Source organism: Paenibacillus anaericanus, from assembly GCF_003994475.1.
Classification (GTDB): Bacteria; Bacillota; Bacilli; order Paenibacillales; family Paenibacillaceae; genus Fontibacillus; species Fontibacillus anaericanus.
Genome location: NZ_RZNY01000038.1, coordinates 14,924 through 39,980 on the forward strand (window position 1 = coordinate 14,924; position 25,057 = coordinate 39,980).

Below are 25,057 nucleotides of genomic sequence, written 5' to 3' on the forward strand. Positions count from 1 at the left end.
ATTATGGGATAGTTTATCGTGAAATTGTAACAAGTTACTTATCTCTTGTGAAAATTTGAAAGGTAGTTAAACATGGAAAAATACATTATAAGTGAAAAAAAAGACATCGGACTTAGGGTGGATCAATATTTGAGGAGTAAACTTTCGAATATACCTGATTCCCTTCTTTATAAAACTTTTAGAAAAAAAGACATAAAAATTAACGGAAAAAGAGTCCTACCTGGATATAAATTGTCTATAAATGACCGAATAGAAGTATTTATTAGTGAAAATGTGATTAAAGATATAGAAAAACAGTATAGTCATTCTAAGGAATTCAGTATTCTATATGAAGATGAAAACATCATGCTAGTCGACAAAAAGCAAGGAATAGTATGTCATGAAGATACTGATGGTACAACTCAAACGTTAATATCTAGTGTGCATGCTTATTTAGTGAAAACCATGGGCGATTTACAATATCCACCCGAATTATGCAATCGTATAGATAGAAATACGGGAGGTATAGTTATTATTGCTAAAAATCCAGAAAGTAAACAAATCCTCGTTGAAAAAATAAAGATTCACGAGGTTAAAAAAAGCTACCTCTGTGTAGTTCATGGTGTACCGAAAATAAAGAGAGGACGGTTAGAAAACCAGATCTTTAAAGACTCCGTTAAGAAAATATCCTATATTATGGATAGAAAAGAAAAAAAGACTCGAACAGCCATAACTGATTATAAAGTATTAGCATACAACAAAGGAATTAGTTTACTCGAATGCAATCTTATAACAGGGAGAATGCACCAAATAAGAGCCCAATTAGCTAATGAAGGGCATTCAATTATTGGAGATTTGAAATATGGGAACAATTCTATAAACATCAACTTTAAAGAAAAAAAGCAGTTACTCTATTCGTACAAATTAAAATTCGACTTTTCTACAGACGCAGGGAAACTTAACTATCTTAAAGATCAATTTTTTATAGTTCTTAATATTGAATTTTTAAAAAAATACTTCCCAGAAGTTAATTTGTAAAAAGAGATTTAGGTAACCATGGAGCTATTTGGTGTTAAAAAAGGAAAAATCAAGAAGCAAAATTCCTTAAAAAATTTCCGATTATAGAGATTCGTAGAATGAGTCTCTATTAATTTAAGTGATGCCAATTTAGTCTAAATTGGCATTTCATCACAAATGGACAGTGTTCTTACAACTTCTATTCAATTATTTGCTCATTAGCCACTTAATGAACATACCAATTCCCTACTCAATGCGGCAATCTGCCCTTAAGTGATAGAATCAATCTTCCTCAATCCGGTGCAAACTCTACTATTAATAACAATGTCAGCATTTATTTATACGGTGCCATCGCCAGCATATCGGGGAAAGCGTACATAATACACGTTGGCAATTTTTCAAACAAGATATTCTTGACGTCAAGCCCGTTCAACTACTTCCTGGATTAATTTTTTTGAGTATCCACGGAAGAAGTTAGAATCCCCCACAGATCACGAACGGTATTCGGATTGTTCTTACAACTGCTTTTATTCATGAACCTCGCCCCCGGTAAATTCGAACAAAGTTGATTCCCTAACGCATTGACCAATAAATGATTTAGGTGCTCAATCCACCGTTGCATGTGTCGATTGTTCAATGCAAGACGCCCACCTTGTGGTTTTCCTTCAGGTGGAAACAGTTCTTGATTTAAAGCTATTGTCGATCTTGTATTTCGCATCGTGTAAGCATTTTAACAGTTTAAAGACACAAACTAGTACCTTGACCAAATTTGAGGATATAGGTGTTTTAATTCACCTCTAGCCTGCTCGGTAGTAAACTGCCATACAACCGATTTCTGAGCTTTATTGCATTCGCATTCCCAAGTGGACACCTGGCCCTGCAATTCTTCAATGGAGGCGATTCGACGGTTCAGGCACTGAATGGTTAGTGCACTGAGTTCAATCTCAGTCAGCCAACTGCCATGCTTAGGCGTGTAATGAATTTTCAAGCGCTTCGCCAAGGCTAAAGCACGTTCAGGCTCAAAGGTTTCATACAAGAACGAAAGAACGAAATCGTGTGCGTATTCAAGTTGTCCATGACCAGTCGAACCCGTTTCACCTCTGGATAATGGACTTCCAGCAATTCTTGAATTTGCAGGGCCCAGTCGGATTTTATGCTTCTTTCAGAAGCCTGCACGTGACGCCAACCAGCAAGCGGCTCCCTGAACATAAACAAACTGCAGCTTCCTTTACGGATATATTCATAATCTTCCTTCTGAACTTGTCCAGTATTCATCTTTTGTGGAGGCCACGAATGATCCAGCAACTGCACAGGTTGCTCATCCATACAAATCAACGGGATTTCCGGGTCGTATGGCAGGGCATACGTTTCCAGAATATCCTCCTTCCGAGCAACAAATTCGCTGCTGGTTTTGGCGGGAATGCACCACTGTTTCTTCAGGTGAGGCTTAAGCCTCGTTTTTTTAAAGTCGTTCGAATCGTCTCCCGTCCTACGGACTCCAAAACATTCAATTCAACCACCCGACGAGTCAACAGACGTACCGTCCATCGAGCATAGCCTTGAGGAGGTTCGGAGCAAGCTAGAGCGACAATGCGTGCCTCGATCTCCCCTGTCACTTGAGAAGGTCGTGCAGGCTCGGCACGGTCGCGGTAACGCAGCGTATCTTGAATCCCTCGCGTACAGTAGTCTCTGACCGTGTGGTGTACCGTGACTTGGCTGACTCCCGCACGCTTGGAAATTTCCAGATGTTTAGGATCGCTCCCTGACTTTCATCTGCCAGAAGAAGCACAAGACAACGCTTTCGTATGCCTTTGGTTGTGGAATCGCTGTGAAGGGTTACTCAATCCGTTTGCGTTCCTCTACTTGAAGGTAAATCTCGTATTTTTTGTTCATGTGATATCCTCCCAATTTTTTCTTATGGGGAGAGTTTAAAAGTTAAATCAGAATTGGTCCAAGGTACTAGTTAGTAGAGAAAGAGTTTTGTTATGGTACACACTTTGCTAATATAATTTATAGAAAGAAGGTTGCTGTCAATATGCCAGCAACCTGGTCTTTAATTACCAAAATCAATCATAAGGAGTCGTCGCCCATGTCTAAAAAGCTCACACCATCCTGTCTCATCCCCTTACAAGGTGCCCAAAACTTCAGGGATATGGGAGGACTTCGGACGGAGGATGGACGCACTGTCAAAAAAAACCTATTGTTCCGAGCAGCCGAACTGACCGATCTTACACCGGAAGATATATGTCAGCTCGAAGCGATCGGATTTAAGAACATCTTTGATTACCGTAATCGCGGCGAAGCTGAACTGAGACCCGACCCTGTGATCAGACAAGCAGTGAATACACGGGTTCCCGCGAACGAAGCCGATGAGCATGCACCGCATGTCACAATCGAGCAAATGTTCGCGAACGGCCAGAACAAGATGTTCACCCAAGAAATGATGCTACAGCTTTACACTAGGCTCCCGATGGGTAATGCTGCTTACCGACAGTTGATGAAGCTGCTGCAGACGCCCGAGACGAACCTGCCACTTGTCCACCATTGCGCCGGAGGTCGGGACCGTACGGGGGTCGGTAGCATGATCATTCTGCTGACGCTCGGCGTTTCTTACAAGACCGTCATGGAGGATTACTTGTTATCGAACGTTATGCTGGAGACCTATCATCAGGAAACATATGAAAGAATCGCCAAATACGTAAGCATAGAAGAATTGCTTGTCATACAAGATACCATGGAGCTTCAGGAACCTTATCTTGACGCGTCGATGAACAGTATCGTAGATACATACAAAACGTTTCACCGCTATTTGGAAGCCGAATTTGGCATCGACGCCACCGCAAGGCAACGCATTCAAAATTACTGCCTCGAGTAAATTCGCCTATCGAGATTAACCGCAAATCAAAGAATTTCTTTGGTACCCCCTCAGTCTGGGCCCCATGGCAATGGCCAAAGCTAGCTGCCGTCAGGGCCTTCTGCGGGCTGCACATTTTGATCTGATGCTTGTCTTCGATGTGACGCCAGTGTTTCTCCAGAACTGTTTGATGATAACATCCCTCAGTTACAGGTTACACCCTAGTTTCTCTTTGTTTTGAACGAGCACCTACCAAACCAATGACTAACGAAGTGACCGCAAAAAATACCGTTACCCACACAAGGATAGCGAAAAAGGACTCATCAAAAGCAGTACGTCCTGCCTCTTTCAACGCCTCGGATGCCTGGACAGGCAAACCTTCCGCTACCAACAGCGCTTCATCCAAGCTGTCTTTCACATTTGCCGGAACTTGAATTCCCGCAGGTATTTTCATGGCCAATGTATACACAAGACCTGAAATGCTTCCAATGATCGCGATTCCAGATGCTCCTCCAAGCTCATAGGCCATTTCCTCAATAGAAGCCGTCATCCCCGCTTTTTCAGGCGGCGCATAACTCATGATCGAGTGAGACGCTGCCGTCATCCCCGCTCCCAAGCCTGCCCCGAGGAGCGCCAGTCCGAGAATTTGTCCGGGAATGCTTGAATCAAATTGGAAGAGATAAACCATCGTTCCCAAAGCCGCAAGCAGAAGTGAAAAGCTTTTGATACGTATCACGTCATAACGATATAACATTTTCCCGACCAAAGGGCCCGCAATAAGAGCCGCGACAGGTATGCTTAGCGTAATAAGTCCCGCTTGCAACGGACCAAAACCTTCCACCAGTTGGAGTCGCTGAGTGACGATATACTGAATGCCCAACTGTCCGAATAGACCGACCAGAGCGGTGATAAATCCGGTAGTAAATGGAGAAATTTTAAAAAGCGACAGATCAAGAAGTGGGTTGGAGCTTCTGAGTTGACGACGAATAAAGATGATCAGTGCCACGACCCCGATAACGGCACCGATAGTGGCAAACGTAGGAGAACCGTCGCGCCGGGCAAACTCTTTGATGGCATAGATAAGCGTCACCATGGCAATCATTATCTGGACGGAGCCGGTGAAATCCCATTTCTTATCCTTATTACCTGCGTGATCGGGAACATACACCAAGGTCAAAACAAGAGCCGCGACCGCGATGGGGACGTTGATTAAAAAAGCAGCTCCCCACCAGAAATGTTCCACAAGCAGTCCTCCTACGTAATGTTTCCATAACCTCTACCGCGGCTTTTAAGTTATTTTTGGTTTCTTTTAAATTAACGAAATGCAAGGCGATAGAGACTGCTTCATCTTCTGGAAAGTTAACATCATATTCCTCTTCAATAGCACGTAAGGCATATATACCAAATTCAAAATGTTTGGGATAGAATTTTTTAACTTCCCAAGTTAGAGGACTGCGGACAAACTGTCCTCTTTCAGCACGTTTTAATGCATAATTTATATGGTCTAGTAATTTCAAACTTAAATAATCATTGACCTTTTGGTTAAGAGAGTTTTCAACGTAAGAAATAATTTTATTTACAAGACAATAAGTTTTTTATCAGTATTTGATAATAACAACAATTGTCAATGTTTTCATTCTTTTATTTACGAGAAAGCCAAATATACTCAACTGTAATTTTACTCCGACGATATCGTCTAATAATTAAGGTAATCTCCCAAAAGAGTTGTCTAATATCTTCCGATAACCGTAGTGCCACCTAGAGTGCTAGGTTACTCAGTAACTGCTGGTGTATAAAGTGAAAGAGGGCTGACTACTGTCGCCCTCTTTCACTTTATACACCTATTTGTTTTAAATTAACGTACGATGCTCATCATGAACTTATGAGTGTAAGTTCGATTCGCAAACAATGTATATTCCGGATGCGTCCAAGACCCCCAACTATCATCTCCACCTACACCCATTTGACAAGCATTGATTCGCACTACAGAGCGTCTGCCAGATTCAGGTAACTTGTAACCATGCGAAGCTGATTCTAGTTCCTCTGCGGTATATGGCAAGACACTACATTCAAACCCCTCATCTGAAGAGAACCGTATCCCTCTTCCCTTTTCATCCGTAACCTCTAAGGAACGAACTTTGGTTAGATTTCCGCATTCCTGTGGCTTTAAGTAAGGCGTGTACATCCCAGCAACTTCAGAATCATGGATACCTATTTTCCCACTCATACTACGATCCCAATACGTTTCAAACGGCCCTTTACCCAGCCATCTCATCTGGTTGAACTGTCCTGCCAATGACAACGCTGCGCCTACAACTGGAATCTCAGGTAGAGAAGGACTCCCCGGCCGAAGTACCGTTTCAATCTGGATGTCACCTACTTCGTTTATCCCATATACTACCTCATACAAAGAAATACTTCCCGTTTGGAGCGCCCAAGTTTGTTTTATTATTACTTTATTATTTTCTGTAATTACTTCTTTAAGCGTTCGCTTAGCAGTCTCGCTTGCAGTTCGCCATATCGCACTACGCTCGTTAAGCTTGTTTCCTCGATCATTATCAGTCCAAGCTCTCCAGAGCTGAGGAGCCAATGCCTGTTCTATAAATTCAATGCCTTCGGATGAATAAGAAACCAAATCCCCACTTAAGGAATCAAAGGCTGCCCTCACACGACCCTCTGCTGCACTGACAACAACGCGGTCATGATCAAGTTCTACATTGATAGAAGAAGTATTTTGAACAACATGGGTTTCAATCACAACAGGTGATTGTTCAAGCTGTCCTCTAGGAGGAAGTTGAAATTGAACATAGGCGATTTCATGACCTGCTTTCGCCCACTTAGTATCCTTATGCAGTTGTAGACTGATTGTTAACAACACAACATCTGCTTGCTCTGTCTTATATGGCTGAGTTATGTCAAAAGATATAATCTTCTTCTCACCTGGTAATACCTCGAAGGAAGCACGATGCGGTTCACCAATTAATTCTCCGTTTTTCTCTATCGTCCATTCCCAATCATAGGCGTCTAGATTGGTGAACAAGAAGTTATTAGAGACACTAACTTGTCCTTGCTCCAAATCAACAGCCTCAAATCTAACATTTTGATAACAAGCTTTCACTTCATGGAGTTTCGGAGAGACACTTCGATCAGCGTGAATTAGTCCATTCCCACAGTAATTCGCATCATTCGGCGACTCCCCGAAGTCACCACCGTAAGCCAAATATTCAACGCCCTCATTATTTTTTGTAACCAGTGCCTGATCAATCCAGTCCCAAATAAATCCTCCTTGAATGATTGGGAACTCATCAAACAGCTCTGTGTACTTATGAAGATTACCACACGAGTTCCCCATTGCATGGCTGTATTCACAAAGAATAAATGGCTTGACCTTCCCCTCAGAATAAAGCGCGTAATCTCTTACTTTAGCAGGGGACGTATACATATGGCTTTCGATATCTGAAGCACTATCAAACTCTCTATGATTGAAAGTCCCTTCGTAATGGATAAGTCGTGTAGTATCTTTACTTCGGAAATAGTCCCTCATCTTGATAAAGTTTTCTCCACCAAATGACTCATTTCCAAGCGACCACACTATAATGGATGCATGATTCTTGTCCCTCTGATACATGGAGTTTGCACGATCAAGTACATTTTCCGTCCATTCCGGCTTGCTCCCCGGCAGTGTATCCCCCTCGCCCTTCTGTCCATATGACCACAGACCATGCGTTTCCAAATTAACCTCATCAATGACATATAAGCCATATTCATCGCACAGTTTATACCATAACGGCTGATTTGGATAATGAGAGGTTCGTACTGCATTAATGTTATATTGCTTCATCAAGACTATGTCTTGAATCATCTCTTCTTTATTAATTGCTCGCCCATCCCTAGAAGAGAATTCATGTCGATTTGTCCCCTTAAAGACAATCCGCTTCCCATTTAACTGCATTAACCCATTGCTATCAATTTCAAAACGTCGAAAACCAATTCGTGTCCCCGTTGTCTCTATGACGTTATTCTGTTCATCCACTAGTTCTATCACTAAGTTATACAAATACGGATATTCAGCACTCCAAGGATGGACGTCCTCAATTTCCTCAAAAAATTCGAGATTTACTTTATCTCTTCCAGTTAGATCCGCTTGGCTAACTTGCTTTTCACCAAATATCACATTTCCGTCCATGTCCTTTAAGCTTGCGAGAATCTTGATATTGCCACTGGATAAGCCGTTATAGTTAGTAACTGTAACATTCCCAGATAACTGACCTTTTGATAATGTATCGTCTAACCCTGTTTTCACAGATAGATCGTAAATATGTTCCTCAGGAGTTGTAAATAAGTAAACTTCACGGAATATACCACTTAGACGCCAGAAATCCTGATCCTCCAACCAACTCGCATCACACCAGCGATACACCTCTACTGCCAACTTATTCTCACCATCACGTAAGTACGGAGTCAGGTCGAATTCCGCAGGGGAGAATGAGTCTTCGCTGTATCCAACCAGATCACCATTGACCCATACATAGAAGGCAGACTCAACACCTTGAAAGCTAATATATACCGGCTGCTCCTTCCACTGCGTTGGTACTGTAAATGTCTTCACATAGGAGCCCACAGGATTGTAAATGGTTGGTGCAAACGGTGGTTTAATATTCTCTCTACCTTCCCATGGGTAGCGAATATTCGTGTAGTGAGGGTAATCATACCCATGAAGTTGCCAATGTGCTGGTACCGGCATCTCTGCCCAATTGGACACATCATACTCTTCTTTGAAAAAATCCTTTTCACGTTGATCAGGATTTTCTGCAAAGTTAAACTTCCATTCCCCATTCAAAGAGAAGAAAAAGGGAGAGTTTTCTTTAATATCAGATCCTGCCTGCTCAGTATTAGCGTATGGAAAAATATCTGCATGCGCTTCCATACGGTTAAGTTGAAATCGTTCTGGATTGTTATTCCAATCTGGATAACCATTTTGAGGAGGCTGATATATAAATTTCTGAGTCATGAGACCATCCTTCCTAGTCTAGAAATAGAGCCAACTTCTATAATTTATAATCGGTAATTCTTCGTAAAATACTAGCACCATTGACAGGTATCTCGATCTGACCTACCACAGCTTTGCCTGATTCAGCATCCACATATCCATCGTAATCCAAAGCAACTGAGACTTCGTTCCCTGAGAAATTTTGCAGGAATACATAATCTGTATTGCCATCAGTTCGCAGTTGAGCAGTTACTCCCTCTGGAAGTGCACTAAGGATAGTTCGGCGCACACCCGCTTCTTCCACAAGCTTGTCATAAAAAGACTGATAGAAGGTATCTTCGCTTACACGCGCTGCAAGATAATAAGCTTTTCCATCCCCAAGATGGTTCACAGTCAATGCTGGACGACCTGCATAGAAGTCATCACCGTAAACAGCAAGCACTTCTGCCGTCTCAACATGGATCAGATCACATAGCTCATGCACCTCAAAGCGTCCATCAAGATTTAACGCATTACCAGAATTCATAACAAGCGAATTGCGATCATGATCATGTAATCCTTCAATTTCTTCGGACCAGATACCCACAGTTGTACGTAGCGGACCTGGGAACCCTCCAAGATGGCACAAATCATTTTCATCTACGATTCCGCTCCAATAGGTAACTGATACAGTACCACCATTCTTAACAAACTGTTCAATTTTCTCCCCTGTTTCTTGGCGAAGAAGATACGCCATTGGGACAATCAACAGCTTGTAGCTAGAAAAATCATCGTTTGACCCAACAATGTCCACAGGTACGCCCATTTCCCAAAATGCGCTGTAATGCTGCACCACGGTGTTCTCATAGTTTAGACCACCATTTCTTGGTCCTTGTGCATCGTTGATTGCCCAACGATTATCCCAATCGAACAGGATTGCTGCCTCAGCCGGTACGGACGTGCCGATCACGTCTGTAAGATTAGCGAGCGTTTCCCCTAATTCAGCAACATCTTGAAATACTCGTGTATGCTCATGACCAACATGATCCACAACCGCACCGTGGAATTTCTCGCTTGATCCACGACTTTTCCGCCACTGGAAGTATTGCACCGTATCTGCACCATGCGCTACTGCCTGTAAGGAGGACAAGCGATGCATCCCTGGACGCTTCAGCTTGCTAACAGGTTGCCAATTGGTCAAGCTAGGCGTACTTTCCATCAACATGAATGGTTTTTTCTTCAACGAACGGAACAGATCATGATTAAAGGCAAACCATGTTGCTACATTACGATCTGAGGGTAATGAATGCCAAGTTGGATAAGAGTCCCATGAGATCACGTCCAGCTCTTCAGCAAATGTACGATAGTCCAAGCCATAGAATAAATCCATCATGTTGGTTGTGCAGGGTAACTCCGGATTAGCAGCCTTCAATGGGGCTACCTCTTGTTTATAAAAATCTAAGGTTTGATCCGATACAAATCGTCGCCAATCTAGGTTTTGTCCATGTACCGCAGTCTCTCCATGCGGTGCTGGTGACTCCACCTGAGACCAATCTGTATACGTATGACTCCAGAAGGAAGCCCACCAAGCAAGGTTCAAGGCATCAAGAGTTTTATATTTCGCCTTCACCCAATCCCGAAATGCATTCTGACAGTAATCACAGTGACATTCGCCACTTAATTCATTTGAAATATGCCAACCTAAAACTGCAGGATGATTACTATATCGTTCAGCTAGCTTTTGATTCATAATTGCTGTTTTCTCTCGATACACTGGCGAAGTGAAGCAATGATTATGTCGCACCCCATGCAAGTTGCGAACTCGGTTCGATTCAACTCTCAGTACCTCAGGATACTTCTGTGACATCCATGTTGGTCTTGCACCAGTTGGTGTAGCCAACCATGCATAGATGCCATTTTCTGCAAATGTATCAAGCACATGATCTAACCAACCAAACTCAAAGCGCCCTTCCTCTGGTTCTAGTGCAGACCAAGCGAAGATACCCACTGACATGACGTTACATTTGGCTAACCTCATCATCCGAACATCTTCTTCAAATATTTTCGGATCGTGCAACCATTGATCAGGGTTGTAGTCGGCTCCGTGCATAAATACTGGTAGCTTATTACTTATGGGTTGTAGTTTAGATGCCATTATATTTATCTCCCTTGTTGTTTATTGTTCCTATTAAAAGAGAAGAGAGAATTCCCCCTCCATATGTTTATATATTATTAATTTGCAAGGAAAGCATCGACTTGTGTTTGCATTTCCTGCTGAACTTTTTCTATGCCCGCAGCCTTGAGCTGTGCAATGAGATCAGTCAACCCTTTATCTATATCATTAATAATTCCATACTCTAATGGAATACCATAACGTACCATCACATTACCGATGTTCGCTACTTCTGTCTTCACCTTCGAGTCGTCAAATACAAATGTTTCTAATGGGAAGTGGAATACTTTTGGTTCCCAACCATTAAAGATGTCATCTGCTTCTTTTGGATATGCAACATCTTGACGGTTCAGCTTTGAATTCCAGCCCCAGTTAGCGAAGCCCGTATAATTCCCTGGGCTTGTTCCTGCGGTGAATTTATCCTCGCCTTCTGGATTATAGTGAGTGCCAGCTATACCGTACATCGTCAAATCATGAATTTCCTTATCATTTTGTAAAAGATCAAGTAGCATTAGTGAACGCTCAGGATTTTTGGAAGTCGAGTGAATCGCCATCCCATTTTGCGTTGAGATTGCTGCAATTTTCTTACTATCTGGTGCAATATCAGCTATTGCAAATTCTAGATCTGGCGTATCACGTCTTGCCTCTGCCAGATTAAAGCCTACAGTACCAAGACCATGGGCATACGAGGCAACCTTACCTACCTTCATATCTTGCCATATATCGTTTTTATTGGTGACAGCATTCTTGGACCATCCACCATTATCAGCCAAATCCTTGTAGTAACCAAGTAGATCCTTAAATTCTGGCGTTTCATAAATATTGAACAACTTACCCGTTGCATCATCTAATTTGAATGCTGTAGGAAGACGTTTATCAATTAGACGAAAATTATTGTTTTCCTCAAGAAGTGTTTGATCAAGCTCGTGCCACTTCCAACCGTCAGCAGCCTTCGCTCCGAATGGAGTAATTCCTTTTTCATTCGCAGCAATCGTTTTCAAATAGTTTGCATAAGTTTCCTTACTATTAATTTCAGGAAGATTATACTTCGTACGTAAATCCTCACGATAAAGCACAACTTTATTAATGACTTCTAGATTATTATTTGGCACCATATATAATTTATTGTTAATTTTTGCTTGATCCCAAGATACTTGAGGCATATTTCCCCATGTCTGTGGTGCATATTTCTTTAACATGTCCTCATTAAGTTCCAAGAAGCCACCTTTAACAGCCTGGTCGGTGTAGAAAGCCCAATTTGATGTATAAATCAAATCGAAATCTTCATCTGCCGCAAATATTAACGGATACTTCTGACCCCAATCAGACCAGTCGAGAAATTGTACTTCTACTGTTGCATTGATTTTCTCTTTCAGTTTCTTGTTTAATTCACTGAATACAAGATCCGAGTCAATTGGCTTTCCGCCGAGTAGAACCATTTTAAGCTTCACTTCTTGAGAGGTATCCGACGATCCAGAATCACTCTTAGGCGTATTGGATGCACTGTTGTTAGTTGTGTTTTTATTACCACTATTGCCGCCGCATGCTGTTAGCACCATCGATAGAAGCAGTACAAGCATAAGCATGATTAAAGAAGATTTTTTCTTATGGTTCATGATTAATTTCCCCCTATAGAGTAAAATAATATATTTGTGTTACCCTTTAACTGCACCTACTGTAAGACCTTGTACAAAGAAGCGTTGAATGAACGGATATACAAGTAAGATAGGTCCAATTGCAACGACTGTCATTGCCATCTTGAGACTTTCTGTTGGAATTTGAAGATCCACCACAGCCCCTGAGGAGATCATCGCCTTCCGCATGCCGTCCATATTCCCCAACATTTTGTACAAATAATACTGTAATGGCATAAGGTCTTGCTTGGTAATAAATAACATCGCGTTGTACCAATCATTCCAGTAGCCGAGTGCGATGAACAGACCGATCGTAGCTAAGGCAGGCTTACATAATGGAAGGATTAGACGTAAGTAGATACGAAAATCTCCTGCACCATCAATCTTCGCTGATTCTGTAATTGCATCTGGAATACCCGCCATAAATGACTTCATTACAATGATATAGAAGACATTCATGAGTAACGGCAGTACCAGAATAAGTAATGTATCCTTTAGGTGCAAATAGTTTACAACCATGAGATACCAAGGCACTAGGCCGCCACTGAACAATGTGGTAAAGAAGAAGAAGAAGGAAAATTTGTTACGCCACTTAAAATCTCTTCTTGCTAATGCGTAGGCTGTCATTGACGTAAGTAACAAGCCGACGAATGTTCCAACAGCTGTAACACTAATGGTTACCGCATATGCTTTCAACAGCTGCCCCGGAAACTCAAAGAGCAGTTTGTATGCTTCTAATGAAAACACAGCAGGGATAAGCTGATAACCTTGCTCAATAATGCTGCTTTCCTCTGTCAGCGATGACGAAAGCACGAGGATAAAAGGAACTAGACAGAAGAGCGAGATAAGGGCTAAAAATAAATACCCAATAATTTGAAGAAGTCGTTTATCACTTCCCTCCGGCTTCGCTACCTTGCTCGTTAATTGTGCGCTCATGTAAATATCACTCCTTTGTAAATTCAATTAACTGTTGGTTTAGAATAATGCACGATCTTTGTCGTATTTACGCACAGCATAGTTAGCGAATAGAATCGTAACAAATCCAAGCACGGATTGATAAAATCCTGCGGCAGATGACATCCCTATATCATTGGACGAAGTCAGCGCCCGGAATACAAATGTATCGATAACATCCGTGTTGGCAAATAACAGACCGTTATTTCCAACCATGTTGTAGAACATTCCGAAATCTCCACGGAATATATTTCCGATTGCGAGTAACACTAGAATGATAATCGTCGGATATAAGTTAGGGAGTGTAATTTTGAAAATTCGTTGGAATACGTTAGCACCATCAATTTCGGCTGCTTCATACATTTCTGTATCAATCCCCGTAATTGCTGCCAGATACATAATTGAACCATAGCCGACTGCCTTCCAAGCTGAGACAATAACCAACAACACTGGCCAATATTCTGCTGTGTTGTAAATATCAATCTTGTCCATCCCGAAGGTTGTAAGCACAACGTTAATCATACCGAAATCATAGCTAAATAAGTTGTATGCAATCGCTCCCACAACAACCCACGATATGAAGTAAGGCAGGAACAACATCGTTTGAAAGATTTTACGGAACCATTTGTTCGCAACTTCGAACAACAAGATTGCTACTGCAATCTGAAGCACATTATTCACAATGATAAAGGCAATGTTGTATAAAGCTGTATTGCGAGTTACCTGCCAAGCTTGACCTGATTCAAAAAAGAAACGGAAGTTATCCAGACCATTCCATGGGCTACCAAAAATCCCACCGTCATATGTGTACTGTTTGAATGCAAGAACAACCCCTGTCATTGGAATATAAGCGAACACGATGAAGAATAGTACGGCCGGCAGCAGCATGAGCAATAAAGTTCGATATTTCACCAAATCGCTCCAAAAGCCACTTCGTTTCATAGATGTCACCCTCTCAATGTAATTCATTATGATTACCTATTAACTAATCTAATTATAAAATGATTGGTCATCCCCCAACATTCAGACAAGCAACTAAAGATTATACTCATTCTACGATTTATAAAAAAACCGCCGAAGCCTAATCGCTCCGACGTTTTCAAAAACCTATATGTTATGTTTCTTCCTATATTCACCTGGGGACATACCGCTCGTTTGTTTGAATTGTCGGTTAAAGTAAATAATATTTTTATATCCGACTCTTTCAGCAATCTCATAAATTTTGAGTGATGGATTAATAAGCAACTCACACACTCTCTTCATCCTTAGATCAATGAGAGCGTCACTAAAGTTGATTCCTGTTTCTTCCTTAAAAAGATGTCCTAAATAATTGGGGGAGAAACCAAAATGGGCTGCCACTTCCTTGAGCGTCACCTTCAATTCAATTCTTTCCTTGATATAATTCAAGATATCATCAATAAGCTTACGGTTGATCTTGGATCTTTTTGCAAATAACATTTCTGATAGTTCAAAAAATCGTCGTCTTAGCCAAGACAAGATATCATCTACCGTTTCAAACTGGAACAGGATTGCCGGTTGATGCGACTCCCATTCCAATAGCTCATACAAATTCTCATCTAATTGCTGTAGATCAGCGTGCAATTTAGAGGTGATGCGAATGATTAGGTTATAGACCTCATCACTTCTCTGCAACAAATGATCATACCCGAAGATTTGCAGTAGGCAGTCATCAATGGCAACCAGATCATAAGATAAAATTGCTGTGAGCATAAGGTCAACCGTTACATCTATGTTTTTGGCGACTTTTGTCCCTGATGGGTGCTTGTTCACATCACGGATCAGTCGATTTTTACCAACTAGCCATTTGGCTTCTAAGGCAACCTCAGCTTGATGATAAGATTCAGGCAATAGTTCCCATTCCTCCGTAAACTTGCCGCAACCAATCGTTACTGTTAGCGGAAAGGAACTCGCCACTGCTAGAATCAATTCCTCAAATAGGATATTATTTTCCTCATCAGTACCTTTAGCCAAAATAATAAATCGATAATAGGAGTGGCTTGCAATAATCGTACCAAGTCCATTTTCTGCAATAAAGGCTGCAATGAACCTCATCATCTTCCCTGAAAATTGATGCCTCTCTTCTACTGACATGTTGGACATTTTCCAATCCACATCATCAATCTCAATGACCGCTACTGCAGCTCCATTATTAACAAGCGGTTTTATAAGCTGACACATATGCTTATCAATCTGTTCATATTCGCTTGCCCGTCCGCTCAGCCAGCGAAGCAGGAGCGCCTGACTAGCAAGAGATAGCATCTCACCTTCTGACTTGATTTTTTCTCTCTCTTGAATGACCTCATTACATAATTTACACAACACTAATACAAGTTCATCATCATCAACTGGCTTCAATAAATAATCGGATGCATGAAGAGCAAGCGCCTCTTTTGCATAGCCAAAGTCCTCATGTCCGCTAATAAATACAATCTTAATCTGAGCATTAATCTCCTTCGCTTTTCGAGCAAATTCCATCCCCGTCATGATTGGCATACGAATATCAGATAACAGGAGGTCAACCTTATCATTTCGCAATATCTCGAGTGCTTCGAATCCGCTATTAGCTGTTCCAACGACTTCAAGAGGCAATCCGCTACCTACCACTCTACGTCGAAGCCATTCCAAGTCAATTCTCTCGTCATCGACGAGTAGTATCTTTATAGTCATGTAGATTCCTCCACCCATCCTTGTTTATCCTATCTCCATATCAGAAGATTGCTCTATTGGCAGTAATATCCTTACCGTTGTCCCAGCTCCAAACACACTACCGATTTCTATACCGTATTCTTGTCCATAACGGAGTTTAATTCGTTCATTTACGTTTTGCAGCCCATAACCGCCTTCCTGTCTAGTTCCAGAAAACATGGACTGAACAGTCTCTGGTCTCATGCCAACACCGTTGTCGATCACCTTGAGTTCAATCCGGTTGCCTAGTTTTCGCCCCGTAATATGAATTGCAATTGTATCGCCGAACCAAGCGTGCTTAAATACATTTTCAACAAATGGTTGTAGAATGAGCTTGATCACCGGAACGTCAAGTATTTCGGGGTCTACGTCCTTATTGAAGGTGAAGGCATCGACATACTTCACTTTTTGAATGTTCATATACATCTCCACCTGCTCCAGCTCTTTTCGAAGTGGAATCAGTACCTTCCCTTGATTAAGTGTAAGTCGATAAAATTTCGATAAACCCTTAACCATCTCTGTCACTTGCCGCGTCTCCCCCAAGTTAGCAAGACTACTTATTGTAGAAAGAGAATTATAGAGAAAGTGGGGGTTGATCTGTGCTTGCAGAGCATCAAGCTCAGCCTGATTACGTTTTATTCCTAATATATAAACATTACTAATCAATTCTTGAATATTGGCCGCCATTACATTAAACGCATCGGCAATTCGACTAAATTCATCATTGCCACTGAATCGAAGACGTTTCTCAAAACTACCATTTTCAAATGTATGGACAAGAGAGATGATCTTTCTTATCTTGCGACCTGAAATTCTAGCCACGAGAAAGCCGACCAATACCATGACTAGGAAGCTGATTGTGCATACAGCTAAAATAATTCCTTGAAGACGTCTGGCGTCTTTTCGTAAATAATCATGAGGAACCCATGTTTCAATAATAAAATTACTTTCTGGTACTTCCTGCTTCAATGTGAGGTAATCATGTGAGGATACCACTTCTTGTTTTGCGCCACCTCGTTGGAATAAAATAGTGCCTGTAACTCCATCCACCAGTCGCATAGTGATACCATCCTCCTCTGGAAACGTCACGTAGTTTCCGAGTAGATCCGCAAATCCGACTGTAATGCGCAGTATACCGCTGACCTGATAATCATTAAACGATATCATACGCCGTATAAGAGAAATATTTCTTAACTCACTATCCGATTCTACCTGCATCCACCGATTATCGTTACCCTCCATTATCTTTCCTAGCCATTCACTGTCCTTAATCTCTTCCGTAGCAAGAATATAATAATCGCTTTCCTCTAGTGGCTCCGATAACTCATTTCCTTCTATAATGTTCAAATCACTATTGTTTGTATATAAAATGATTCGGATCGGATTGCCGAACAACTGTAATGGAGCCTGCATTTGGGGGATAACATCATCAATCATCGTTAAATAGATGTCATGTGGTCCCCCTTTTTTCTGCAAAGCCCGCTGAAAGACCGCATTACTGAATAACGTGTCAGAGATGCGCTGTATCTCATCCAGTTGATACTTTAAATTATTGCTTGTCTGCGCCATTCCCGTCCGAATATTTGTCTCCGCAATTTCTGTCCTTGATTTAGTCAGCATTATAAAAGAAACATAGCCGATGAAGACATCTGATACCAGAACAAGTAGCAAATAAGAAATCATCATTTTATAGGTGTAAGGGATAATTTTCTTTTTTAGTATCACACGGTTCATAATTATCTCCTGTTTTATCAAATGTGGAATTCATTTATTATACCCTAAGTGCACAACGACCATGAGGCCGATCAGAATCGACCGGCCGGGCATAATCAAGGTTACAATACATCACTTATTGTAATATAATTTCGATCGGGTTGTTGCTCCTAAATGTTCTGGAATTCTCAGATTGGTGAGTGTATCATTATTGCTTGTTATTTGTTATTTGTAAGAAATGCATCGACTTGGCTTTGTAGTTCAGACTGTATTTTGTCCAGCCCAGCAACATTTAATTGATTAATTAATTCGTCCCTCCCCTTATCCAAATCTGGAATTAAACCATATTCTAATGGAACGCCAAATCGTAACATCACGTTACCGATACTCGCTAGCTCATTTCTTACGTTTTTATCGTCGAACACGAATGATTCAAGAGGATAGTGATAAGTTTTATCATTCCAGGTGCTTTCAATATCGCTTGCTTCCTTCGGATAGGAAGCTTCTGTGCGGTTGAGATCTGAGTTCCATCCCCAGTTAGAGAACCCTGTGTATTTATCTCTACTTGGACCAGGATTATACTTATCATCTCCTAATGATAGGTAGTGTTTGCCCTCAATCCCGTACATCGTCAAATCATGAATCTGCTTATCATTCTGCAATAGGTCGATTACCATTAAGGAACGCTCGACTTGCTTAGACGTCGCATGGATTGCCATGCCGTTCTGGGTAGAAATTGCCGCCGTCTTTTTCTGGTTTGGAGTCAAATCAGCGATAGTCATTTCTACGTCTGGTAGATCACGACGAGCTTCAACAATTTGGAATCCTAATGTTCCGAGATTTCCTTTAAGTGATGCTGCTTTCTTCGCTTTCATATCTTGCCACACATCGTTTTTGCTGTTAACTACGTTTTTGGACCAAACACCGTTATCAGCTAAGTCTTTGTAGTAGACAAGTAATTTTTCAAACTCAGGTGTGTCATAAACATTGAAGACTGTCCCCTTCGGATCATCAAGTTTGAAAGCGAACGGCATATTCGGGTCCACAAGTCTCCATTCATTTTGCTGCTCAAGCAGTACATTATCTAACTCGTGCCACTTATATCCTCCCCCTGCTGCTGCTGCGAATCCGCTCATTCCTTTTTCGTTTCTTGCAATCGTCTTCGCATAGACAGCAAAAGTCTCTGGGCTATTAACCAACTCAAGGTTATACTTCTTTCTCAAGTCTTCACGTATCATTAGAACCTTGTCAGTAAATTCTTGGTTGTTGTTGGGAATCATATATAGCTTCCCTTTAATCTTAGCCTGATCCCATGATACCTTTGGTGTAGCTTTCCAAGTCATTGGTGTATAGGTTTGAAGCAGTTCGTCAGTGAGCTCATAGAACCCACCATTGGATGCCTGATTGTGATAGAATGCCCAGTTCGCAGTGAAAACTAAGTCAAAGTCATCATTCGCGGCAAACTTAAGCGGATACTTAGATGACCAATCCGACCAATCTAAAAATTCAGTTTCAATGGTTGTATTGATCTTTTCCTTTAAAAGCTTGTTCATTTCGCTAAAAATTTCATCGTAATCAGTAGGTTTGCTGCCGATTAATACCATCTTTAGCGTAGCCTCTTCCAAGGTATTATCACTAGTTGTTTTTTTCGCATCATTAGCAGGTGAATTGCTCTGCACTGCTTCACCATTACCTCCTGAATTTCCACCACATGCACTTATTAGCAGACTAACCATCAAAATAAGCACAAGCATTAATATACCTTTACGTTTATTTGTCTTCATTTACCTTGCCCCCAATTCAAATGTAATGGTATTTTCAGAGAATATGTAACCGCTTTCCAAAAGAAGTTTTAGTAAACCGTTGAATCATCTAGTTGTTACCAAATAGATGATTTGACTCTTTACTATCCCTTCTTAAGTCCATTTTAGATATACTTTATACGCGATGAAATTCAGCTAAACAACAAAAACCTATACCTATTCAACGATTTGTCGAATTACGCCTCAATATTTAGCTATGCAATCATCAATAATGTAAGAATTAGTATGTCCAATTAGATTTTATATTCCACAAAGTATGGCTTTTCCAAAAAATCTAAAATCAGCACTCTTTAGTTTTAATAAATATGATAATGAAGGAAATAAATCTCCTAAACCAGACAAAAAATCTTTTTTCAGATAATCCCATTATACTAAGGGGTATTGTACTACTTGAAATTCATATGAGTTATAAGATTTTTTTTTCTACTCTTTATTGTAGCTGGCTTATATTTAGATTGATTAGGGAGGTAATTTAATGAAAAAAATACAAAAATATTCTTAAAGTAGGTCATATAATTTTTAATACTCAGAATAAAGAAGTTGAAGTTATTATTCAAGAATACGGAGCATCTAAAAAAACTGAAGATGGCATCATTAATTATGGGGTCGAGGGATATCAAATGATGAATGAAAATGAGGAATATTGACTTTTTATAGTTAAGAGTTTAACTGATCCTGATAGTTACTTTGTCAAAGAAAGTCGATTTTCCTTTGATGAGCTTCAAAAACTTAAACCCAAGGAACAAATACCTATCTTTTCATAGCCTTAGACTTAAGCCCCTATGCCAAGGAATTGAGAAGTCATTCACCCTGAGGTTCCAATGGGCACTGTAGACAGGAAATTCTTCGTACTCTACTTGCTGCTCCACTTGAGAATATCGATACATTTACGGGTCTACATCGTCGTTTGGATATCGACCTTCACTTTTTGTTATCAATGTGGTCTGCGGGTGGATCGTCAAGTTCCTTCTATCGCGGTCTTAATCCACATGCTGAGTTTACTAGCAGTGGACTAAATCATATATCTCTGTGATTCGTATTGATATCTATTGTTCCCAAAAATACCACGACTACTTAAAGTGTAGCTGGCTTGATCGGCTCATACATTTTTATTAATTTCCAAAAGTAGATTATGGAAATTAAGTGCAAAAGTATTAGTTTTCGTTGCAAAGCATAATTTGAAAGCGGATTCACATTAACTATACTGGATATTAACATAGAAACAAAGAGAGGAGCATCTATGCCAAAAACCATTTATAAGATGTTATAGCATGTTAACTGACGTGCTGTTTTTTATTGACAGTTATGAAAGCGCTCATTACTTTTACTAGCTTACTTGATAATCACGAGGAGGAAACATAGTGAAAAAAAGAAAAAAAATTATTCCTACAATACTTACGTTTGCACTAATTTTATCCATGACAGTTTTCAACATGCCAGTAAAGACAAATGCCGCTGCAATTCCTGCTCCCAACACCTTTGCTAAGGGTGCAGATGTAAGCTGGCTTCCACAGTTGGAGGCTTTAGGGTATAAGTTTTATGATGACAATGGGAAAGAAGAGGATCTCCTTCACATTCTTAAGCAACATGGAATAGATTCGATTCGCTTACGTGCTTTTGTTAATCCATCCGACGACCCCTCCAATGGGCACAACAGTACAGAGGAACTTGTTGAACTAGCCTCTCGTGTAAGTGATCTTGGATTCAGGGTCATGATTGATTTGCACTACAGTGATTCTTGGGCTGATCCAGGAAAACAGGTAACCCCCAAAGCATGGAAAGATGATAATCTAGAGCAATTAAAAGTACGTGTATCTGAGTATACGGCGGAAGTCATGAATGCTCTCAAAAAAGAAGGGGTAACACCGGAATGGATTCAAATCGGTAATGAAATTAACAATGGCATGCTACATCCGATAGGTGCTTATAGCAATACTACTAACCTAGTAGAGTTACTTCAGGCAGGGTCACATGCAGCCAAGAAAGTCTTTCCTGAAATTAAGGTCATTATCCACCGTGCCAACGGAGCGGACGAAGGTGTAGATTCCTACTATAGCGGTCTGATCGAGGCAGGTCTTAAGGCGAGCGACTACGATATTATCGGCTTGTCTTATTATCCTGATTCCATATATACCTCCTCTATTAATGAACTGTCGGCAAACATGAATACACTTGCTGATAAGTATGGCAAGGAAGTCATGATTGTTGAGGTTGGCGGTAATGTCAGCAAAAATGAAGATAACGTATACAACATGCTGGTAGCTACGCAGAACAAGCTGTTGGCTGTGCCAAACAAGCTTGGAACGGGTATCTTCTACTGGGCTCCTGAAGGCGTTTATTTCGATTATCCCCTTTCTGCTTGGCATGCGGACGGTAAGCCTTCCTTTGCCTTGGACGCATTCCAGAAGGATGCTACTGAAATCAATCGCCAGAAGGTAACTAGCGTTACACTAGACAAACATAAAACTACGGTTGAAGTCGGTGCTACCGATAAATTGAAGGCTATTATTGCTCCTGATAACGCAACCTATAAAGGCATAACCTTTACTAGCTCGAAGCCAGAGATTGTAAGAGTAGATCCTTACAAAGGTACTATTTCTGGGCTTGTGGAAGGAACTGCAACGATAACAGTAACCACCTATGACGGAAAGTTCACTGATTCCGCAGAGGTGGTCGTTATCCCAAGCTCAAATCCAATTCAAAACCCCGGCTTTGAGAACGGATTAAGTGCATGGACAACTACAGGTGACAAAGAAGCGGTTAGCACGGGAACAGATATGTACTCTGGATCATCGGCACTGCACTACTGGAGCGCACCAGCTACAGAGTTTAAGGTTTCGCAAAAGCTCACAGGACTGGAGAACGGTACGTATCAGTTATCTGCTTGGGTCTCAGGTGGAGGAGAGGAAGAACTCGCAGAGATTTTTGCAGGAGAGCATAAGCAGAGCTTTAAAAATACAGGCTGGTTGCAGTGGTCTAACCCTATAATTGATGATATCGAGATTACAGACGGAACCTTGACCATTGGTGCACATTTAAAATATGCGGGCGGACAATGGGGGAACATCGATGACTTCAAGCTTGTGAAGAAAGCCGAGGCGGTTTCTTCTAACAATCTGACTGTAAACGGCAAGACTGTTGCATGGCAGTTGAGTGGCAATCAGCCAACAACTTTTGGAGATGGTGGTGGCTCCAAGGCATTTGACTATGGAGACGATCAGCCAATAGACTTTACGCTTAGTCATAAAATTTCAGGTCTTGCACCAGGCACGTATACGATGCAAACCAACGTATTTGGCGATAAGGGCGAACCTGATCAGGGCTCTGTCATGTATACTGTATCCGAAGGACAAATCTACTCTATCCCACTTACCTATAAAGGAAGTGCTTGGGAAAAGCCAGCTACCTTAAGCTTACGTCATGTTCATGTAGGCAATGACGGCATTGCCGAAGTGGGCTTTATCGTAAAAACAAGCTCTGACGAGCATTATGGTTACCTTAAAGATGTGACCTTTGTGCGGACTAGTGACAATATTACTCGTGCTGAATTTGCCTCGCTGTTAGTTCGTGCACTTAGCGTGAGCCCAACAACAACCAATCCATTTGTGGATGTTGACCAAGCAAAATGGTATGCAGCTGATGTTGCCGCCGCACATAAAGCCGGTCTTATTCAGGGGTATAGTGCAAATACCTTTGCACCTGAAGCACAAATTACACGTCAAGAGCTGGCAGCGATTATAGTGAAAGCTAACGAGGTGCGGACGGGAAATAAAGCATCAGCAACTTCAACCGTTACCTTCCCCGATGCCAATCGTATTGCTCCATGGGCAATAAATGCTGTTGCCACCGCTGTATCACTAGGCTTAATTGAGGGCGATACAAGTAAAAACTACTTACCACAAGCATTCGTCAGTCGTGAGGAATGTGAAAAGTCAATCGTCTTGCTTTTACAAAAAATAATATTGCAGTTTTAATAGGAGGAGGTCAAATGACCTCCTCCTTAGTAAATCATACGCCTGTACGGAAATAATGAAAATGCCATCAAGACGTATATAAACGTATTTCACCTTAGTAAAAAGAAAATAAATATCGAGTAGGCTACGGGAAATACCCCCCCCCCCCATCTTACCATGAAGGAAAATAAAAAAAGTGGAAAATTTGTAAATTAAAACTAAAAATAGCATCCTAACTTAAGCTGGCCATTACGCATGTGATCTTTTTTCATTCGCATGAATGTGGCGTCATGATCGGTCTTGCTGAAGCTGTTTCGATCCCCGAGAATCTCTTGCTGGGTCTCGTATTTCCGCAAACGCGGCAGTAAGTCTTTACGAAGCACACGCACCGCCTTTTTTAGTGGCTTGTCTTTCGGCCGAGATTGCAGATTTGCTTCCAATTGCTGCACGGCCGATTCCAGTTTCTCGCTGGTCAGCGTGGATGGTTCGCCAAGCTCAGCAAGGTCTTGTCCAGCCCGCTCCTGATCTTATTGTTTCTAGGATACATATAAATCTCCTATCCAAAACCGCTCTTCGGTAAGCTAGAAAAATGAGTATAGAAAACTGACTGCCGATAATGCGGTTTTTTTATTTGCAAAACCGACAGTCTATATCCTAATTAAAATTGATGTAGCAGATCTTATTTACGATTACGGAATGCATATTATTAAAGGTATATGGACAATCTTATCACTCACGAATATGTCAAACATTGCTCGACCGGGAGGGCTCCAACAATTGAGGAATACTCTCGAGCAACTGTAATGATCCCGACTCTTCTTATCGTACGTGCTGTTCTTTTTACAATATCTATATCTATATCTATATCTATAAGTGAAGTTTCGCCTATTGTCCTTGGCATCTCTAGTTGCTCATCTTTTTTCAAAAAAGATTGGCTAATAAACGAAACCACATCATCAAAATTTTGCACTGGAGCCTCCTACACTAAATATTATTTGTATTTTTTAAGCTACCTGTACAGTATACAAGAAAGCAAGAATCCCTACGATGATATCCTACGTTTGTTTATGTTGCAGAAACACAAATAGCCAGTAGGATTGAGATATTAGTATTTCATCCCTACTGGCTATTATCCTAAATTTCCAAGTTATCTTTTCGCCTTATAAAACTCATGATACAGCTTCATGAGCGCCCGCTTCTCAATCCTAGACACATAGGAACGGGAAATGCCGAGCTCTTTGGCGATTTCGCGTTGGGTCCGTTCTTCTCCCCCATGCTCCAA

General features: G+C 41.1%; 18 protein-coding genes. 3 read left to right on the forward strand and 15 right to left on the reverse strand.

Annotation, left to right across the window (positions count from 1 at the left end; translation table 11 throughout):
- Positions 1–72: 72 nt before the first annotated feature.
- Positions 73–1,017, forward strand: coding sequence for an RluA family pseudouridine synthase (locus EJP82_RS25190; RefSeq protein ID WP_127194826.1), 945 nt, complete (start codon positions 73–75; stop codon positions 1,015–1,017).
- A 730-nt stretch (positions 1,018–1,747) separates the two neighbouring features.
- Here the strand turns inward: EJP82_RS25190 and EJP82_RS25195 are convergent.
- From EJP82_RS25195 to EJP82_RS28560, 3 genes are all read right to left on the reverse strand, one after another.
- The gene (locus tag EJP82_RS25195; RefSeq protein WP_127194827.1) at positions 1,748–1,996 is read right to left on the reverse strand and encodes a hypothetical protein; all 249 of its coding nucleotides are present in this window, start codon (positions 1,994–1,996) and stop codon (positions 1,748–1,750) included.
- Positions 1,997–1,998: 2 nt separating this feature from the next.
- Positions 1,999–2,322, reverse strand: a complete 324-nt coding sequence (locus EJP82_RS25200; protein ID WP_246054432.1) for a transposase — start codon at positions 2,320–2,322, stop codon at positions 1,999–2,001.
- A 110-nt stretch (positions 2,323–2,432) separates the two neighbouring features.
- Entirely contained in the window at positions 2,433–2,741 is a 309-nt protein-coding gene (locus tag EJP82_RS28560; RefSeq protein WP_127194847.1) for a helix-turn-helix domain-containing protein, read from the reverse strand.
- 344 nt (positions 2,742–3,085) lie between these two features.
- Here EJP82_RS28560 and EJP82_RS25210 point away from each other — a divergent pair, with 344 nt between their 5' ends.
- Entirely contained in the window at positions 3,086–3,871 is a 786-nt protein-coding gene (locus tag EJP82_RS25210) for a tyrosine-protein phosphatase (protein ID WP_170220300.1), read from the forward strand.
- A gap of 193 nt (positions 3,872–4,064) precedes the next feature.
- Here EJP82_RS25210 and EJP82_RS25215 read toward each other — a convergent pair whose 3' ends face one another.
- The 10 genes from EJP82_RS25215 to EJP82_RS25260 form a co-directional block, all read right to left on the reverse strand.
- On the reverse strand, positions 4,065–5,099 hold the full coding sequence (locus tag EJP82_RS25215) for an MFS transporter (RefSeq protein WP_127194830.1): 1,035 nt from the start codon (positions 5,097–5,099) through the stop codon (positions 4,065–4,067).
- Positions 4,993–5,421: a PRD domain-containing protein gene (locus EJP82_RS28960; RefSeq protein ID WP_127194848.1), complete on the reverse strand. Its 429-nt coding sequence runs from the start codon at positions 5,419–5,421 to the stop codon at positions 4,993–4,995. The genes EJP82_RS25215 and EJP82_RS28960 overlap by 107 nt, the downstream gene beginning before the upstream one ends.
- Before the next feature lie 284 nt (positions 5,422–5,705).
- On the reverse strand, positions 5,706–8,861 hold the full coding sequence (gene lacZ, locus EJP82_RS25225) for a beta-galactosidase, LacZ type (protein ID WP_127194831.1): 3,156 nt from the start codon (positions 8,859–8,861) through the stop codon (positions 5,706–5,708).
- 37 nt (positions 8,862–8,898) lie between these two features.
- Positions 8,899–10,974 (reverse strand): beta-galactosidase, encoded by a 2,076-nt coding sequence (locus EJP82_RS25230; protein ID WP_127194832.1) that lies wholly within the window; start codon positions 10,972–10,974, stop codon positions 8,899–8,901.
- 77 nt (positions 10,975–11,051) lie between these two features.
- A complete protein-coding gene (locus tag EJP82_RS25235; RefSeq protein ID WP_127194833.1) occupies positions 11,052–12,608 on the reverse strand; it encodes an ABC transporter substrate-binding protein in 1,557 nt (518 codons plus the stop codon).
- Positions 12,609–12,647: 39 nt separating this feature from the next.
- Complete coding sequence (locus EJP82_RS25240) at positions 12,648–13,562, reverse strand: carbohydrate ABC transporter permease (RefSeq protein WP_127194834.1); 915 nt, start codon at positions 13,560–13,562, stop codon at positions 12,648–12,650.
- Positions 13,563–13,601: 39 nt separating this feature from the next.
- Complete coding sequence (locus tag EJP82_RS25245) at positions 13,602–14,522, reverse strand: ABC transporter permease (protein ID WP_127194835.1); 921 nt, start codon at positions 14,520–14,522, stop codon at positions 13,602–13,604.
- Positions 14,523–14,687: 165 nt separating this feature from the next.
- The gene (locus EJP82_RS25250; protein ID WP_127194836.1) at positions 14,688–16,268 is read right to left on the reverse strand and encodes a response regulator; all 1,581 of its coding nucleotides are present in this window, start codon (positions 16,266–16,268) and stop codon (positions 14,688–14,690) included.
- A 24-nt stretch (positions 16,269–16,292) separates the two neighbouring features.
- Positions 16,293–18,020, reverse strand: a complete 1,728-nt coding sequence (locus tag EJP82_RS25255) for a sensor histidine kinase (RefSeq protein ID WP_127194837.1) — start codon at positions 18,018–18,020, stop codon at positions 16,293–16,295.
- Between the two features lie 197 nt (positions 18,021–18,217).
- On the reverse strand, positions 18,218–19,783 hold the full coding sequence (locus EJP82_RS25260) for an ABC transporter substrate-binding protein (protein ID WP_127194838.1): 1,566 nt from the start codon (positions 19,781–19,783) through the stop codon (positions 18,218–18,220).
- Positions 19,784–21,183: 1,400 nt separating this feature from the next.
- On the opposite strand from EJP82_RS25260, the gene EJP82_RS25270 reads away from it, so the two are divergent.
- On the forward strand, positions 21,184–23,796 hold the full coding sequence (locus EJP82_RS25270) for a glycosyl hydrolase 53 family protein (RefSeq protein WP_127194839.1): 2,613 nt from the start codon (positions 21,184–21,186) through the stop codon (positions 23,794–23,796).
- Between the two features lie 712 nt (positions 23,797–24,508).
- On the opposite strand, the gene EJP82_RS25280 is transcribed toward EJP82_RS25270, so the two are convergent.
- Positions 24,509–24,745 carry a hypothetical protein gene (locus EJP82_RS25280; RefSeq protein ID WP_127194841.1) on the reverse strand — a complete coding sequence of 79 codons (237 nt, stop codon included), beginning with the start codon at positions 24,743–24,745 and terminating at the stop codon, positions 24,509–24,511.
- A gap of 177 nt (positions 24,746–24,922) precedes the next feature.
- Positions 24,923–25,057 (reverse strand): sigma factor-like helix-turn-helix DNA-binding protein (locus EJP82_RS25285; RefSeq protein ID WP_127194842.1); only part of this gene is annotated, 135 nt, incomplete at its 5' end.

Excerpts from the sequence above, each read along its gene's own strand:
- lacZ (WP_127194831.1), bottom strand. The coding sequence starts at position 8,861 with ATGACTCAGAAATTTATATATCAGCCTCCTCAAAATGGTTATCCAGAT.
- EJP82_RS25245 (WP_127194835.1), bottom strand. The coding sequence starts at position 14,522 with ATGAAACGAAGTGGCTTTTGGAGCGATTTGGTGAAATATCGAACTTTA.
- EJP82_RS25250 (WP_127194836.1), bottom strand. The coding sequence starts at position 16,268 with ATGACTATAAAGATACTACTCGTCGATGACGAGAGAATTGACTTGGAA.
- EJP82_RS25210 (WP_170220300.1), top strand. The coding sequence starts at position 3,086 with ATGTCTAAAAAGCTCACACCATCCTGTCTCATCCCCTTACAAGGTGCC.
- EJP82_RS25260 (WP_127194838.1), bottom strand. The coding sequence starts at position 19,783 with ATGAAGACAAATAAACGTAAAGGTATATTAATGCTTGTGCTTATTTTG.
- EJP82_RS25255 (WP_127194837.1), bottom strand. The coding sequence starts at position 18,020 with ATGAACCGTGTGATACTAAAAAAGAAAATTATCCCTTACACCTATAAA.
- EJP82_RS25200 (WP_246054432.1), bottom strand. The coding sequence starts at position 2,322 with ATGGATGAGCAACCTGTGCAGTTGCTGGATCATTCGTGGCCTCCACAA.
- EJP82_RS25240 (WP_127194834.1), bottom strand. The coding sequence starts at position 13,562 with ATGAGCGCACAATTAACGAGCAAGGTAGCGAAGCCGGAGGGAAGTGAT.
- EJP82_RS25235 (WP_127194833.1), bottom strand. The coding sequence starts at position 12,608 with ATGAACCATAAGAAAAAATCTTCTTTAATCATGCTTATGCTTGTACTG.
- EJP82_RS25230 (WP_127194832.1), bottom strand. The coding sequence starts at position 10,974 with ATGGCATCTAAACTACAACCCATAAGTAATAAGCTACCAGTATTTATG.
- EJP82_RS25190 (WP_127194826.1), top strand. The coding sequence starts at position 73 with ATGGAAAAATACATTATAAGTGAAAAAAAAGACATCGGACTTAGGGTG.